Below are 16,167 nucleotides of genomic sequence, written 5' to 3'. Positions count from 1 at the left end.
TGCCTAATCAAAGCACATCTCATTAATAATCATTCATACCTTAAATTTTCTGCAGGATTGGCGTGAGCTACTTTACGCGTTTGCCGGTATATAGAGGCAAATCCCACCAAGAAGAGAAAAGCAATGCTAAACAAGACCTCGAGCAGGCCCAAACCGTTGCCATATCTCAGTAGAAAATATAAAAAGAGTTTGTCGTAAAAAACATAAGAAAATGGAATGGCAATGATGGAGGATATCAATATCAACTTGATAAAATCTTTGGTCAGAAGAAAATATAGACTGGAGCTAGTGGCTCCCATGATTTTTCTGACGGCAATTTCTTTTGTCTTGTTTTCTGTAGTATAAGACACCATTCCTAATAGCCCCAAACACGAAATGCTAATGGCAAAGGCACTTAAGAAACTAAAGAATTTGATTTGAATTCTTAAGAAGTAATAGGCTTCTTCGATTTTATCGTCTAAAAATACGGGTTCAAAATGTGCCTCTTGATTAATGCCAGTCCAGATATAATCGAGGTCAAGAAGGGTTTGACTGATGTCGGAAGAATTTATTGTAAGCAGCGCAAAATTGCTTTCATCTACTGAATGCCTAAATACCATAGGCCGTATCAGCTGATCCAGTGGCTCGAAGTTGAAATCCTCCAAAACCCCTATGATTTTGCATTTCATCCCATCCGCAAGCGTAAAAGTGAGCGAATCTCGTTGCACATTAAAAACCGAGGCAGATTGCATGAATGATTCGTTTACCATCACGAACTCTTGTGTTTTGTTTGACTTATTCAACTTGTTGCCATCGCTCCAGCGTAAATTCATGCCCATCTGTTCGAGATAATCGTCTCCGACAAAAACCTGTTTTACGTTCATGGTGTCTATGTCATTGGGAGTGGCTTCGGACCATATAGCATGAATGATACCAGGAAGGTTTGAAGTGGTTGTGATAGCTTTTACATCCGGATGGTTTTTTAACTCATTCAGGACCAATTGCTTGTCAATGTCTTGAAATGGGACTGAGACGATATTGTTGGAATTGAAACCATGGTTAGAATTGAGAACAGAACTATATTCTCTGGTAATGGTACTTACACCAATGATGAATACTAAAGACAGAAAAAATTGGAACACCAATAGTCCTTTTTTGATGTGAGAAACATGAACTGATTTGCTCTGTAGACCTCCTTTTAAGGTATGAACAGGGTTGAGGCGCGAAAAATAAGTAGCGGGAAACAGCCCTGCCAATATGCCTATGATCACTGCAAACAAAACGAATAGGCCAATCAATGAGAATCCTATGGATGTGTCCAGCACCTGAGCAGAACCAAGGATGCCAAGAAATTCCCTTTGAATCCAGTCAAATATGAAGAAGGCGATCACCAGCGAAACCAACGACAATAAGACAGTTTCAATGATAAACTGAGATTTGATCTGAAATTTTTCAGCGCCTACTACTTTTCTAATTCCAATTTCCTTTCCTCGTTTGAGCGCTCTCGCAATGGATAAGTTGGTATAGTTGAAAATGGCTGGTAGCAATATGAGAAGCCCGATGGACATGAAAAATATAAGAGAGGGCTGGTCCCAACCAATGCCAATGGCGTTGCTGATATTCCAACGCGGCACGGCTTCTGATAGGACTACAGATTCCAGCTGAATGGTATTTTCTGGGTAAAACGCGGTGGCGATTTCGGATACCTGACTTAATGATTCAGTCAACGTTTCTTGCGTCGTTCCTGGTTTCAGCAAGGTATAGACATAGTTATTCCGAAAGTTGATCCAGTCGGACCTTAGGTCTCCAGATTCTTCTATTTCCTCGAAAGTCTGGTATGAAGCCAAAACCTCGAAAAACAAATGGGTTTGGTGCAAATCAGCCATTACGCCAGTGACCGTAAATGAGCCGACTTCTGTTTCTAGTACTTTGTCTATGGGGTCTTCATCTCTGAAGAGCTCATTGGCAGCAGATTGGGTAAGCACTATGCTGAATGGCTTGGCGAGCGCTGTTTGTGGATTACCACTGATGAGTGGATAACTAAAAACTTGAAAAAATGATGTGCTAGCAAAGTGACCATGAAAGTCCATCTCTCCGGCCTGCCTCTTGATAGTTGGTTCAAATCCATCCTTGATTTTGACTACTTCTTCAATGAAAGGGTAATTGTCTCTCAGATGGTCACCGACTGCATGGAAGGTAGAACCAAAAGTTTTTGTTTTGCTGCCGTCAGTTATGAAAGTGTTGATTTGATAGATACGGTCTTTGTTCTCTTGCCAATCATCCGATTTGTAAATGGCGTGAGTAAGAGAGAGTACAAGTAAACTAATGGACATGCCCAGGGCAAGGCCAAGGACATTGATGGAGGTGAAAAATTTGTGTTTCGAAAAATTGCGGAAGGCAATTTTAAAATAGTTGCTAAACATGGCTATTGAGTTTGAGTTATAATAATTAGAATAGGAAGCTGACCTTTTACGCTTCCTAAGCGAATAGGAGAAGAGGAGCATGAGGACTTCTTTGAAATAGTTGAGTTGAGCCCTAAATTTCCCTTTTTCTTCTACATGATATTCAAAATATTCGTTGAGATCACCCATCAGATCTTCAATGTCAGCCTTGTCAGACCACCATTGGAATAATCGTTTGGGCCACTTTGGTGGCTGGATGTCTCTGTGTTGTTTCATATCGAAAGCTCAGTTTGTGCACCGTTCCAGAGCTCGTCTCTGAGTGATTTCATTTCTTGTAAAACGGATCTGGCTGAGTTGGTGAGCTGGAAGTAGCGTTTTCTTTTTCCACCCCGTTCATTGGTTGGTTCTCCCTTGTAGGAGGTTAGATACCCTTTTTCTTCTAGTCGTGTCAAGGTGGAATGAAGTGAGCCAATACTGAGATTTCGATTGGTGCGTTCGTTGATGTTTCTAAGTACACCAAGTCCATAAGCCTCACTACCGAGATTGGCAATCGTGAGCAGTACCAATTCTTCAAATTCTCCTAGATACCCTTTCATATTTTTCTACTTTTGAGATATTATAGAAGACAATGATAATTTATATTTTTCTATTTTTGAGAAAAAATATAGAAAAAGTGAAAAAATGTAATCTGATTGGATTTGAGAGAGGTTATAGCTTCTTATACATCATGTAGGTATCCACTAGTCCGAGTGTTTTGTGGCGAAAGCCACCCGGGGTGGTTCCAATAATTTCGAAACCGAATTGCTTCCATAATGCTACAGCGGCTTGGTTCGTACTGACCACAAGGTTGAACTGAATCGCCAGATAACCTTGTTCTTTCGCGTAGTCTAACGAATGCTGACAGAGGAGTTTTCCGATCCCCTTGCCTTGGGCACCTGGGTGGATCATATAGCTGGCATTGGCAATGTGACTACCGAGATCTGGGTAGTTGGGTTTCAGGATGTAGGTGCCAACAACTTTTCCTTCATTTTCAATGACAAAGGTTTCCATATAATTGGCAAACCATAGTTTTTGTAGATCTTCTACGGGTGTTTCGGGGTCGAATACATAGGTGTCTCCGGTCTGGATTACAGCGGAGAAAATATTCCAAACGGCATCGTAATCTCGAAGAGTGGCTTTTCGGATGTTCAAAGTTTGGTTTACTTATATTGATTTAATAATAGGGTGGCAACTTCTGTTTCCAGGTTTTTCCATTGATTATGGAAAATAATTTCAAAGAGATAGAGGAAGCCTTCCAGCATCAAAAAACTGGATAAAATAGAAGCAGAGACCGATGGTAATGAGCCTTCTATTACGAGTTCATGGTTTCGTCGGGTTATTTGCACACCTACAAAGGGAGATGTCCTCACCAATATTGTTTTGTAACAATTGAATCCAAACAGTTTTGCCGAGCCTTTGGGAAGTTTTGAATTCAAAAGTCGGGCTATTTCTTTAGACTTGGGTGCGGGTGTATTGGTTCGAATTTTCATATTGTCCTCGAATTTTGGGTGAGCTAATTCTACAAGATAATGAAAACTGAAGATATTTTAAGAATCACTTGTACCGATAAACCTCGTGCGGGCCAAAGTCCAGGAGTTTAATAGTACCATCTAATTGAGCACCTAGGCTCAAGGCCAATTTTTTTGAGGGTTCATTAGCTGGGTCAATATAACTCACTAGTGAATGCAATTTCAACTGATCCAACGCAAATGCCTTGACGGCAAGTCCTGCCTCTTTCCCATATCCTTTCCCTTGTGCTTCTGGCAGTAGCCAGTAACCTAGTTCTGGTTCAGGCCATGGCTCTGAATTCCAAAGACCTACGGTACCAATGAGCTGTTGGGTATCTTTAGTCTCAATCGCAAGATATGAATAGCCATTCAAGGCAAGGTGACCTATGTATGTTGACATCAATCTCCAGGCTTCCTCCGGTGGTTTGGTACCGCCTACAAAATGCGCGTTTTCTTCTTTAGAGTAAAATTCAGCAAATACCGGGTAATCCGATTTTCGCCATTGTCTAAAAATGAGTCGTTCGGTTTCTAATCCAATCATTATTAAAGGTTTGGTTTTTTGAATGTCCTAGAAAACGACAGGTAGGGTAGGAGTTTACACCACCACCCAATCGATGGATTTATTTAGGCCGCTTTCTTTTTCCTTTTTTCGGCTTCCCTGGCAGCCTTAGCAGCAGCTTTTGCTTCTTCTTTTGCCTTTTTGGCAGCAGCTTTAGCTTCCTCTTTTGCTTTTTTTGCTGCTAGTTTCGCGTCGATTTTAGCTTGTTTTTCGGCTTTCTTCTTAGCGATTTCAGCTTCTTTCTTAGCACGCTTTTCGGCCAAAATAGCTTGTCTCTTTTGTTCTTCCTTTACTTCTTCAGCAAGCTTCAAAGTTTTGTAAAGCTCGATTTGATTTTCCTTAGAAATCTTTGCGATCAATTCCTCCGGTTCTTTTTCGAAAAGTCCTTTGAAGAAATTGCCAATTGAATTAAACATATTATTCGATTTTATACACTGGTATATTAAGTCGGCAATAATATACCCAACAGATGAAGAAATGAAGGCTATTTAAAATTAATCTGACTGAGTCTGATCTTTTTTGAATCCATAAGTATTCTGACCGATGAAATCCTGTGGAAAATGTTCATCTCCTTCGAACCCTATTTCGATCTTGCCACTGTCCTCGGGAATGTAATTGGTTTTAAAGATATAATCCCAGACACTCAAGCTAATGCCATAATTGACGCCGTACTTTCCTTCAGGAAGATGATAGGCATGATGATACAGGTGCATCACCGGATTATTGAAAAGATATTTGAGTGGCCCCCAGGTGATTTTCACATTGGCATGATTGAGGTGTCCTATAGTAATGGCTATAAAATGAACAATGTAGGCTTGCTCAGGTTCAAAGCCTCCTAAAATCATCACCCCAAAAGTTTTGAGTGGCTTGTATAGGATGTTTTCCATCCAGTGATAGCGGAGGTGAGCAGCAAATCCCATTTGTTTAACGCTGTGGTGAACTTTATGGAAATTCCACAAAAAGGAATATTTATGGAGCAATACATGGGTAAACCATTGTACAAAATCCAAAACGATAAAAAACACCAACAACTGAATCCACATTGGCCAATTTGAAATATCAATAAGCGCCAGGCTTTTGGAGGTAATACCCAGGTCTGCGAAAAACACAGTGAGCATGTTGTAGATGCCACTGATGGCTATAGAAAAGATGAAAAAGTTGAAAAACATATAAAACCCATCGAGCCAAAAATCTTTTCTAATGATGGGCTGATCTTTTCTCCAGGGAAACACGATTTCCAACCCCCAGACGATAAGCGAGATCACGATCAACCCCCAGAAATAATTGGTGTACCAAGGTACATCAAGGAGAATGGACTTCCAGGTCCAGTCTACGGTACCCATTAAAGCATGGGTGAATGAATCGACGTATTTCATGGATTCTTCAACTTTTTCATATTCCCCATCCTTCGTTCATGCAATCAATCTTGTCAACTTCAATTTTCTCAAATTTGAGTGTTTTCATGTTAATTTGCCAGGCTTGAAACACAGTGTTAAAATACTCCTTGTCTTCGCGCATTACTTTTGCAACAATCAAGTCATTGGTCCAACCTTCATAACGACATAACTGATAGGCTATGTAATCATCAGAATTATTCATTTCGATTTCTAAATAATCCAAAATGTAATTGGTAATGTTGTTCTGTCCATCATTGGTTATTTGCTCAAGTAGGAGCAATTGGATATTCTCTTTTCTGAATTGATGGATACCATAGTCCTTCTGAATAATTCCACCTCCAATCTTGTTGTAGTCGGTGAGTTCAGGTGGTAATTCTCTAGCATTATAATTAGTGTTGAGTAGATTGTTCAATTTCTGATTCTGAGCAAAAAGAAACGTTGTTAGAAATGAAAGAAAGAGTGTGAAATAGATTTGCTTCATGCTGGTAGCTGATAACGACTCTGTACGAATCGTGCGTTTTGGTGAAGATAATGTTTCCTCTACTGAATAGCCAACTCTGCGAAATGGGCTATTACCTTATTTATTTCTCAATAGGCCAATTCGCAGAATTGGCGGGGCTTCCCGAATGCATAAAACCTTCGTCCAGCACTGTCCAAGCATGATTTCATCACAGCATGTTAGATGCTTCCTTTTTCTCCCATTGACCCCACTTCAGTTGTTCTTGATAATTGAGCCGTTCAAGTGAAATCTCGTTGCTCCAAATGAAGCGTCCTTTTTGAGATTTCAAGCTGTCCAAATAATTTTCTGCTTTAGGGTTTGTTAAATAGAAGCTAAAGTCCATTTCAGTTGTATCAATTGCTATTAATGCAATTCTGAGTTTAGAAGATGTTGGATCAAACCCTGATACTGCATGGGCAATAGTTGTTAATTCTAGGTATTCATCCGTTCCAATTGATTCCCATGTCATGAAATTGGCATCACATGGTGTTCCAAGCCCAATATTTTTGTTATTCGTTGTTGCATGTTCGGACCAAGAACAGGTCATCAAGTAAATAGGGGTGAGATTTCCGGATTTTGACGTTAGTTGTAAGGTTAGGCCAAACTGCTCCCAAAGTTCACCTGATCTATTTATTGTTGAATAATATCCATATTGATTTAAAGTCAGGTCATAATCAGGATGTTCTGGGTAAGTGTCTGAGCAACTCGAAAGTATGAGCAAAAATAAAATGGCTGTAAAGATTCCTTTTCTCGTCCGCATAATTGAATCTAACATCCGAATATCTTGCATTGCATTTTTTTAAACGTTTAAAATCGATTTCATGGAAAGTAAATAAAAAATAGCTCTGAAAAACAAAAAAGGATCGACAATTTGCCGATCCTATCATTATGCGGTAGCGACCTTAAGCATCTACCAGTTGAGTTTGTTGTTTTTTATGAATGAGTCTGGAGATGCGGCCTTCAATGTTTACATAGGCACGTACTTCATCCGTAGCGATATCAGCTACAATGATTTGTCCGATCTCATCCGTAAACGCAGCGTATAGCTCCATCTTCAACATGGCCTCACATTGTCGAGCATTATCTTCCGTAGGCGTGAGGTAATGCACTGTATCGCACTGATATCTGTTGATGATAAATAAATGCATCAACGTCATCAGGCGCTTTTGTCTCAGATCGCCTCTAAACATATTCTGGTCTCTGATGGATAGAATTTGACGTTTGTTTCTATCCGTTACAGAAGTAAAGACCATATTGGCTACTTGGTCTTCTCCCACTGACAGCGCCAATTCCATAACTGTCGAACCCGGTTGGTGCGGTCTTAGTTTTACCTGGATGTCCTCCTTGATTTTGTAGAATTCAGCCCATTCAGTAATCCACTGATCCAGGAGGGTAGTCGGCAATTCTGTTTGCTTCAGGTGCTGAAATTGCGTAGAGCCTTTGCCCATCGCTTTAGTGGTAGCCGTTCTGCCGGAACTAGCAGCCAAGGCACTATCCAATCTCGGTCCGCCTACATGCGACTGCGGTGTTTTGTAAGGAGAATCGAGCAGTCTCAGTTTGCGCTGAACTCTGGCCAAGGCCAACATGCCTTCAGATTGCAACGAATTCGCAAATTCATCAGAAGCCAAGCCATCGATCTGATGGCCTCCATAAGTGATGAAGTTGAATACAAAGCCCATCTTGCCCAGCGCTTCAGGGAATTTCGACATTTCCTCTTCGGTCATGCCTGTGGTATCCCAATTGAAGGATGGTGAAAGATTGTAGGCCAGCATTTTGTCAGGATATACTTCATGAATGGCGTTCGCAAACTTACGGGCATCCTCCAAATCAGCGGTTTTGGTTTCCATCCAAAGTAGATCGGCATAAGGCGCTACGGCCAGTGACTTAGTTATGGCAAATGGAATACCGCCTTTGGCCTGGTAGTAACCTTCAGGGGTACGAGCGAGATCGCAATCCCATTTAACATTTACACCCAGTTCGTCAGCTTTTTTGCGTGCCTGACTCAGTGAGGCTGTGGCTGCAAACTGCAACCACTCCTGATGACACATCTCGAATTCGTCGCCTTCTTTGCTGCATTCTTCTATGTGATTGGCCACGGCACATCTGAAGGTAGTCACACCTGCACTAGCTTCCCAGTATTTCACAAACTCCGCAGATATCTGGTCATAAGCAGGTTCGAATTTGCTTGCATCATCGCTGATCAAGTCTGCTTTCAGCTGTGTCAGTAGTGCTGCGAAAGGCGCATTCAATAGCCATTCTCGCGCAGTGGTTCGATCTTCTTCACCAACTTGATACAATTCATGCCCCTTGATTTGGGTCGCACCCAGTTCGCTCAAGCATTGCTGCAAAGCCAAAAAGGCATTTTTGTACGAAGGCACGTTTAGATTGGTGGCACCCAAAACGAACGGTTGATCCCTCTCATCTGAGATGTTTTCCAACAAAGAGGCAGCCTCTGCATCCGTACGAGCTACGATGAGGCCCGGTACGCCCATCACGTCCAGTTGCAGTCGGGCCGTGTTGATTCTTTTGATTTGCTCATCGCTGGATACGAGTACCTTGCCTCCCTGGTGGCCGCACTTCTTGGTGCCAGGCTTTTGGTCTTCGATGTGATAGCCAGTTACACCGGCCTCCACGAATCTTCTGATCAAATTTCTAACGTGGGCATCTCCTCCATGTCCAGTATCAGCATCTGCGATGATAAACGGACGAAAGTCAAACTGCTTTGTCGCTTGGCGCTGTTCCTCAGACATCTTCATTCTTTGAAATTGCTGATTGCGGTCGGCGGCCATGAGCGCGCGCACGATTCCGGCGGCCTCATTGGGCACCTGGCTGAGCGGGTAACTGGCCAGGTCTGCACCAGGGTCTTCGTCGGCAGAGCCTTTGGCGGAAGTAGCCCAGCCTCCGAGGTAGATCCCTTCGATACCGGCTCTTTTCATCATGACGGCCTGACTTGGCGTATAGGGACCGAATGTGGTGATTTGTTTCTTCTCGTTGTACATTTCGCGTAAGCGAATGAAAAACGCCTCGGCAGATTTTTGAGCCACGGTATAGCTGGTCGGGATCGTACCTTGCTGCTCGACGACCTGTCTTGGAGAATACAATCGTTTGATGCCTTCGAATCTGGGCTTGTTGAAGTAAGCCTCCATGGCGGCTGTTCTGTCTTTGATGAGTTGGGTCTCGTTTTTCATAGTGTTAAGCGTTTATATGTGTATTGGGTTGTAAGTCGAGGTTTTCCGTGAGGCGCTGACCTGTGGAGGTCAGTTCCTCGTAGTATCTGGCGATGCGCTGCTTGGCGACTTCCAGATCTTTATTGTTCAAATTCAAATTGAGTAAGTCGATAAACCACGGGCCCTTCACTTCTGAGGTGATGTAGGTTTTGACTATTTCCAGCGAAATAGGAAGTGTGGTGGTTTTCGAATCGTTGTGCACGTCCTTGTCTTCAGCATCCAGTAGCTTTTGATATTCTTCTGTGAGCATCTGATCAAATATTTTCTTGGTGAAAAGTGCACCGTTATTGAGCGAAAGTTCTTCATCACCTTCAGTCAGTCTGGCGCCTTTGTGTAACCACTCGCAGAGCACGCTCAAGCGAATTTCACCCGTGGCCATATCTTCCATGAGGTAGAGTATGTCTTCGTTGCCAAAGAAATCTGCCGGTTTCAAGGCAGCTGCCTGAAAGCCTTGCAAGAAGGCATTGCCATACTGCAGCGCCACGCTCAATAGATTTCTTCCACCTCTGATGGTAAGCGGAGCATCCTCCAAAGTAATGAGCGCCTTTCTGTCTTCTGAGGAGTAAGTCAATGGCCCAAAGTCGCGCCCCAGCTGATTGGTTTCTCCAATTTTCTCCCAAACAGGACGGATAATATGTACCATTTTCCAGTGGGCAACCCACTTGCCAGAAGCACCCGCAGCTTGTTCTCTTTTGGCTCCAGCCAATGCTTTCGCCATACTGGCCTTTACACCAGCGACTGAGCCCACTGGAATGTTGGGCTCCATGCCACCTTGCCATAGACTGTAATTGCCGTTTTGGTCGGGGGTGTTGACCGCCTTTCGCACACGATCTTCATAGGCGGCCATGTAGGCATAGGTCATGGTGATCGACTCAATATTTGGGTTGATGAAATTGTCAATGCCGCACATAGCATCGGCCACGGCATTGATGTAGTCCCATCGGCCGGTATTGAAGCCTACGAAGTGAAGGCCTAAGGCCGCTCTGATTTCCAGAAGTTGATAAGTAGCTTCCAATTGTTCTACTAAGACGTAGCACTTGATGGTGCCTGGAGTTAACTCCAAATGGTTTTCTAGTGCAGTGAGCAAGGTATTCCAAAAGGCCGCTTCTTGCGCAGTTTGTATTTTGGGTAGATACAGCACAATGGATGAGCCTTTGGCTTGTAAGGCTTTGTAGTTGTTGACCACAAACAGCGTAAGGTCTGTGATAGAGGCAGAGAATGATTCTCCATTATCCATGATGATATGTCTATCGTCCAAGTGTAGACCTCTAGCTCTAAAAATCAGCGTGGTAAAGTCCAACTGTCTTTGCCAGTCGTCTATAATGGTTCTTCCTAAAAATCCTTGAGCCCATTGGTTCATTTCGCTGGCTACTTGCTCAGCTGCTGTTAAGAATGTGTGATCTCTGTGGATGGCTAATTTCAAGTTGCGCTGATTGTCTAGTGACATGGTATTGATTTGACCGAGGGCATCTTCTCCGTCGAACATCCAGCCGTCTGCGCCGGAGAGCAGGGCGTAGGCCACATTTCTAATGCTAGATTCTATGGATGCGTTGGGTTTGGCTGCGGGGCCCGTGCCTTGTATCCATTGTCGCTGTAGATCTTTGGGGATGGTGCTGCATTCAAAGTCACCCAATCGGATGTCTGCTACCCGTAGGTGATCTGGGCCGATACAGGTATCTTCAGGTAAAAAATCTAATCGAGTTTTATTGGCTATACGTTCAGCTCTACGCTGATTTCTTTCTTTCATCAACACCTTTTGTTTGGCATTGAGTGGAGCTAGTGCTTCTAGTGCTTTTAGTACCTCGTCGGTATAAATGTCCTGGTAGATGAGGAGTTGTTCTGGTGTAATGTGTAGTAGTGACATGGTTGCGAATATTTCTTCAAATATATAAAAATATTCTAAAAGCGGAAATTCCGCTAATTAATTTATTTCCTTTTTTTAATCTATTTTTAGCTTTGAATTAGAAAAGCACTTCGAATGATCAGTGACAACGACATCGTAAAACTTATCCTGGGCTTCAAAATCAAGCATTTGCGTTTGCAGCACAAGGTTTCCTATCAGGAGCTTTCGAAGCAGACGGGTCTGTCAGTTTCTTATTTGAATGACATCGAAAAGGGAAAGAAATATCCAAAGCCTGATAAAATCAGTGCCTTGGCTCAAGCCTTTCAGTTGGATTATGACGAGCTGGTGAGCACCAGAGCGGATAAAAAGCTTCGTCCGGTTATTGAATTATTGAACTCTGGGTTCTTCAAATTTTTTCCCCTAGGAGAATTCGGTATCAGTCCGGATAAGCTCATTGACGTGTTTAGTAATTCTCCGGATCGCATCAGTGCTTTTATCAGTACAATTCTAAAAATGGTGCGTAGCTATCAGATTGAGAAGGAGCATTTTTATCGAATTGCCTTGCGCTCGTATCAGGACATGCACGACAACTATTTTCCAGATTTGGAGGAGGCCGTTCAGCAATTCAAGAAGGACATGAAGCTGAAAAATAAATTGCCTTATGGTTATGATTTGTTGGAAGACATCTTGAGACAGCGATATGACATCACGGTAGATCGGGTGAGTTTGGGTAAGAATAAGAAACTGCGAAAATTCCGTTCTTATTATCAAGCCGAAAAGAAGGTGATTTACATCAATGAGGGTTTGTCAGAAGGGCAGGAGAATTTTATCCTTTCCAAGGAATTGGGTTTTCAATATTTGAAACTGACGGAACGGTCTTATGAAACGCAACTGAATAAGGAGGCGTCATTTGACAAGTTGTTGAGCAACTTTAAAGCTTCCTATTTTGCTGCCGCCTTGCTTATGGATTCGGATGAGTTGGTGAAGGATATTGAGTCTATAGCCAGATCGACCACCTGGAAACCGAGTTTGATTGGCAAGCTGTTGCAAAAATATCAGGTGACACCAGAGACGCTTTTACAGCGATTTACGAACCTTCTGCCTCATCATTTCAACATTCGCGACTTGTTCTTTATTCGTCTACAAAGCACGAATGATCTCATTAAATACGATATCACAAAGGAGCTCCATTTGTCGCAGTTGCATAATCCTTATCACACAGAATTGGATGAGCACTTATGTCACCGTTGGGTGTCGATCAGTGCGATCAAGAACATTCGAAGTAAGAAAGAAGATCATTTGATCGATGCTCAAGTATCGGAGTATTGGCAAACCAATAGTTCGTACTTCTGTATTTCCGTGGCGGAGCCAGACAATTATAAAGGAGATGGAGCCAGCAGTATCACCTTGGGCCTAATGATGACCGATAGTCTGAAAGGGGCTTTCAACTTTATCAAAGATCCGAATCTAAGAATGAAAACGGTGCACACCACGTGCGAACGATGTGCTATTCCCGACTGCGACAATCGGGTGGCGCCTCCGACTTACGCACACAAGCAGCAAATGGAAGAGGAGTTGGAAAAGGAATTGAAAACATTGTAACATATGCCTATGAAACTTGATAAAATCAAACAAGAAATGATAGAAGTAGGGCTCATTACTCTTTACTTTTTTGTGTGTTTCGCTGTATTTATGATTATCAAAAAGCTGTTGTTGATTCAGTATCAAATTTCTTTCTATGGCTGGGCGACAACTATAGTCGGTGCGCTTGCTATGGGTAAGGTGGTGTTTTTGATAGATAAACTCCCTATGCATGGTTGGCTTCAAAAACTCAGGCCCATTCGCGAGATTACACTGAAAGCCTTGATTTACACGGGAATAACGATTGGCGTTTCGATCCTAGAAAAGACGATACATTTTTACCTAAATGAAGAGCCTATGGACTGGAGTCAGCATTTATTCGGGGAAAGAAAAGTGGCTCTTTTTCTAGCTCATGGCATTTATCTCTATTTGTGTTTTGTGATCTTTTACTTTTTCCAGTACCTCGATCGCCATATCGGAAGAGAGGTGTGGTTTGATAAGCTGATGAAGAGGCAAGATTGATTCAAAAGTCGATGTTGGTCTTGTCCTAAAAGGAGTCTTTGGCTTGATCAAGATGATGATGCACGGAATGGTATTTTTGATTTGTTTGCTATGACACCAATTAAACGCAGGAAGATGACGAGGTAAAAAGGGATTCCTTTAACATTAAATTAGAACTATTATTTACCTATATATTTAACTTGTTATTAATGTTATATGATTTTTGTAGTTTCGCAACATTAAAGCATATGTTGAATACAAATTCATGAATAAAATAATTACAAGCCTATCAATCCTTGGCATCTCCTTTTTAATTTCTAATTGTACAGAAGAGCAATACATAACAGAAGAATATGTTCCTGCCACTCAGACGGTAAGTTTATCAGGTTCTGTACAAAAAGGCCCATTTGTTAATGGTACAAGTATTACAATTTCTGAACTTGATTCAGCATTAATTCAAACTGGTCATACCTTTTTTACTCAAATAACAAATGATAAAGGAAGTTTTGAGGTTGACCTTGAACTAGAGTCAGATTTTGTTATGTTGAGAGCCGATGGTTTTTATTTCAATGAAATTTCGGGTAAAACCTCTACATCTCAAATTACATTGTATGCCTTGAGTGATGTTACTGATTCAAGTACTATCAATGTGAATATACTTTCTCATCTAGAGAAGCCTAGAGTGGAATTTTTAATTTCAGAAGGACTGACCTTTGTGGAGGCGAAGAAGCAAGCGCAGTCTGAGGTTTTGTCTGTTTTTAATATAGAAACTGATGACATTCGTTCTTCGGAATTATTGGATATTTCACAGGCTGGTGATGATAATGCAGCATTGTTGGCTACATCAATAATTCTCCAAGGGTTTAGATCAGAAGGTGAACTTTCTGAATTGCTTTCAAATATTAGTCTGGATTTACGCGAGGACGGAATACTAGATGAAGAAAAGCTTGGAACAAAATTAATTAATCATGCTAGGTTGAATGTAAATACGGAAACTAGGTCAAACATAGAAGAAAGATATTCAGATTTAGGAGTAGAATTTGAAATAGGAAACTTTGAAAAATATGTTACTTCATTTGTTGAAAATACAAGTTTTGAATATGATAATTTCATTACATATCCTGTTGAAGGTAAGTATGGAGATAATTTATTATCCGACGAATTAGTGAATTTTGAATTTGATGGTGATTATTCTTTTGCAGCATACCTTCCAATAGGAACTTCTTTGAAAGTAATTGTAAAACCAGTTCAGTCTGGGGCGGAAAGCATGAATTTATTTACTGGATTTGGAAGTTCAATAGGTTGGGAGGATGACCTTTCAGCTTGGCCAAGTCAGCGGGTTTTCACAGCACAAGGTGAAAATGCAATTGTTGATTTAAAGATAAATTTAAGTCATGGTAGTGCAACTGAGCTGTTTTTTCATGAAAATGGTAGTTCAGAGCCTTTAAAGTCTAAAGTGATTGATTTCTAGTTTTTTGCTAGCCTCTCTCAGTATCTCCTGAGGATTACTCACTAATAATCAATGTTGACAATCGTTTTTGATTTTTAATTCTCGAGTTTTCTGATGCTATAAGTTCTATATCATTCTACATAAAAGTCACTGATTAGTTTAGTGTTTCCCTGACAACTTTTAGCAAACTATATTCTTTCTCCGGAGAATCAGCAGTGACTTCAAATAACATTGCTCCTGCCAAATCCAGTTGATTGATTACCTCAACTTTTTTCTTTACCAATTTTGGCGTTTCATAATATATAGACTCAATTTTTCCTTTGTTAATATCTCTTCCTGTTGTGTTAACTTTTTCAACAATGATACGATAATCTAGATGTTTAATCTGCTTATTCTTTCCATTGATAAATTCAATGCCATATGAGGGGATTCCAACAATCAGTTTTTTATTTTCGAATCCTTTGTCTAAGACATAGTCAATCGCTTTTTGGTAGGTTTTAAAATCGGAGTGGTGCTTAATTGAGGAATTATGCCATGCCCCAGTGAAGTCATAGGCCATTAAATTCACAAAATCGACATGGTTTTGTATTTCACTCAAATACTGTTCGCCTACCCAGCTTCCAGCCATTATATCAACCGTCAGCAGTTTTTGTTGAGGTAACTTTTTGTTCAGTTCAATTAATAGGTCAAGTAGTTTTTTGCTTTCAATTGGATCATTCCCTCCTTTTCCTTTTTCATTTTGAAAAGTCCAATATTCCCAGTCTATATCTATGCCATCTAGATCATATAAATCAATATAAGCGATAAGGCGTTCTATGAATTTCCTTTGTATTTCAGAAGTAGAAGTGATGGATAAAAAACCTTTACTGCCCTCACCAGCGCCACCAACAGAAATTATAACCTTTTTGTTTTGTTCATGTGCTTCTGTTACTATTTTCCGAATGAATCTGTCAGCTTCTTCAGAATATAGATTTCCATCATTTTTTGGGTATATAGATGCTATGGCTAAATGAGTGAACCTTTGCCAAGGTAACTGACTCATTTCGATTTTATCATGTTTCCAAACTGGATAAACTGCAACTATTGGTTTATCTCCCAGAGAAGTTGAGTCGGTTACCTGAGCATAGGTCAAATTAATAGACAGAAAAAACATTAAAATAGACAAGCAATTTTTAATCATAT

Annotated in this window: 15 protein-coding genes; 3 read left to right on the top strand and 12 right to left on the bottom strand. The window is 41.1% G+C overall.

Going from position 1 to position 16,167, the window contains the following annotated elements; genetic code table 11:
* Positions 1 to 29 precede the first annotated feature (29 nt).
* The 11 genes from ACO6S2_RS17460 to ACO6S2_RS17410 all read right to left on the bottom strand — a co-directional run bounded on the left by ACO6S2_RS17460 (position 30) and on the right by ACO6S2_RS17410 (position 11,474).
* A complete protein-coding gene (locus ACO6S2_RS17460) occupies positions 30 to 2,657 on the bottom strand; it encodes an ABC transporter permease (protein WP_422359847.1) in 2,628 nt (875 codons plus the stop codon).
* Positions 2,654 to 2,977: a PadR family transcriptional regulator gene (locus ACO6S2_RS17455; RefSeq protein WP_422359846.1), complete on the bottom strand. Its 324-nt coding sequence runs from the start codon at positions 2,975 to 2,977 to the stop codon at positions 2,654 to 2,656. Before ACO6S2_RS17455 ends, ACO6S2_RS17460 begins: the two co-directional genes overlap by 4 nt.
* Before the next feature lie 112 nt (positions 2,978 to 3,089).
* Positions 3,090 to 3,572 carry a GNAT family N-acetyltransferase gene (locus ACO6S2_RS17450; protein WP_422359845.1) on the bottom strand — a complete coding sequence of 161 codons (483 nt, stop codon included), beginning with the start codon at positions 3,570 to 3,572 and terminating at the stop codon, positions 3,090 to 3,092.
* An 8-nt stretch (positions 3,573 to 3,580) separates the two neighbouring features.
* Positions 3,581 to 3,910, bottom strand: coding sequence for a hypothetical protein (locus ACO6S2_RS17445; protein WP_422359844.1), 330 nt, complete (start codon positions 3,908 to 3,910; stop codon positions 3,581 to 3,583).
* Between the two features lie 64 nt (positions 3,911 to 3,974).
* On the bottom strand, positions 3,975 to 4,469 hold the full coding sequence (locus ACO6S2_RS17440; RefSeq protein WP_422359843.1) for a GNAT family N-acetyltransferase: 495 nt from the start codon (positions 4,467 to 4,469) through the stop codon (positions 3,975 to 3,977).
* An 83-nt stretch (positions 4,470 to 4,552) separates the two neighbouring features.
* On the bottom strand, positions 4,553 to 4,846 hold the full coding sequence (locus ACO6S2_RS17435) for a hypothetical protein (protein WP_422359842.1): 294 nt from the start codon (positions 4,844 to 4,846) through the stop codon (positions 4,553 to 4,555).
* Between the two features lie 135 nt (positions 4,847 to 4,981).
* Entirely contained in the window at positions 4,982 to 5,863 is an 882-nt protein-coding gene (locus tag ACO6S2_RS17430; protein ID WP_422359841.1) for a sterol desaturase family protein, read from the bottom strand.
* 16 nt (positions 5,864 to 5,879) lie between these two features.
* On the bottom strand, positions 5,880 to 6,365 hold the full coding sequence (locus tag ACO6S2_RS17425) for a hypothetical protein (protein ID WP_422359840.1): 486 nt from the start codon (positions 6,363 to 6,365) through the stop codon (positions 5,880 to 5,882).
* A 187-nt stretch (positions 6,366 to 6,552) separates the two neighbouring features.
* Entirely contained in the window at positions 6,553 to 7,143 is a 591-nt protein-coding gene (locus ACO6S2_RS17420) for a hypothetical protein (RefSeq protein ID WP_422359839.1), read from the bottom strand.
* 142 nt (positions 7,144 to 7,285) lie between these two features.
* A complete protein-coding gene (locus ACO6S2_RS17415) occupies positions 7,286 to 9,571 on the bottom strand; it encodes an isocitrate lyase/phosphoenolpyruvate mutase family protein (protein WP_422359838.1) in 2,286 nt (761 codons plus the stop codon).
* A 4-nt stretch (positions 9,572 to 9,575) separates the two neighbouring features.
* Complete coding sequence (locus ACO6S2_RS17410) at positions 9,576 to 11,474, bottom strand: malate synthase (protein WP_422359837.1); 1,899 nt, start codon at positions 11,472 to 11,474, stop codon at positions 9,576 to 9,578.
* A gap of 114 nt (positions 11,475 to 11,588) precedes the next feature.
* On the opposite strand from ACO6S2_RS17410, the gene ACO6S2_RS17405 reads away from it, so the two are divergent.
* From ACO6S2_RS17405 to ACO6S2_RS17395, 3 genes are all read left to right on the top strand, one after another.
* Positions 11,589 to 13,055 carry a helix-turn-helix domain-containing protein gene (locus ACO6S2_RS17405; protein ID WP_422359836.1) on the top strand — a complete coding sequence of 489 codons (1,467 nt, stop codon included), beginning with the start codon at positions 11,589 to 11,591 and terminating at the stop codon, positions 13,053 to 13,055.
* 9 nt (positions 13,056 to 13,064) lie between these two features.
* Positions 13,065 to 13,556, top strand: coding sequence for a hypothetical protein (locus tag ACO6S2_RS17400; protein WP_422359835.1), 492 nt, complete (start codon positions 13,065 to 13,067; stop codon positions 13,554 to 13,556).
* A gap of 244 nt (positions 13,557 to 13,800) precedes the next feature.
* Positions 13,801 to 15,006 (top strand): hypothetical protein, encoded by a 1,206-nt coding sequence (locus tag ACO6S2_RS17395; protein ID WP_422359834.1) that lies wholly within the window; start codon positions 13,801 to 13,803, stop codon positions 15,004 to 15,006.
* Positions 15,007 to 15,139: 133 nt separating this feature from the next.
* Here ACO6S2_RS17395 and ACO6S2_RS17390 read toward each other — a convergent pair whose 3' ends face one another.
* Positions 15,140 to 16,165 (bottom strand): glycosyl hydrolase family 18 protein, encoded by a 1,026-nt coding sequence (locus ACO6S2_RS17390; RefSeq protein WP_422359833.1) that lies wholly within the window; start codon positions 16,163 to 16,165, stop codon positions 15,140 to 15,142.
* Positions 16,166 to 16,167 lie beyond the last annotated feature (2 nt).

This window comes from Reichenbachiella sp., from assembly GCF_965233835.1.
Classification (GTDB): Bacteria; Bacteroidota; Bacteroidia; order Cytophagales; family Cyclobacteriaceae; genus Reichenbachiella.
Note: the sequence above shows the minus strand (reverse complement) of the source record. Positions and strands in the feature narration are given on the sequence as shown.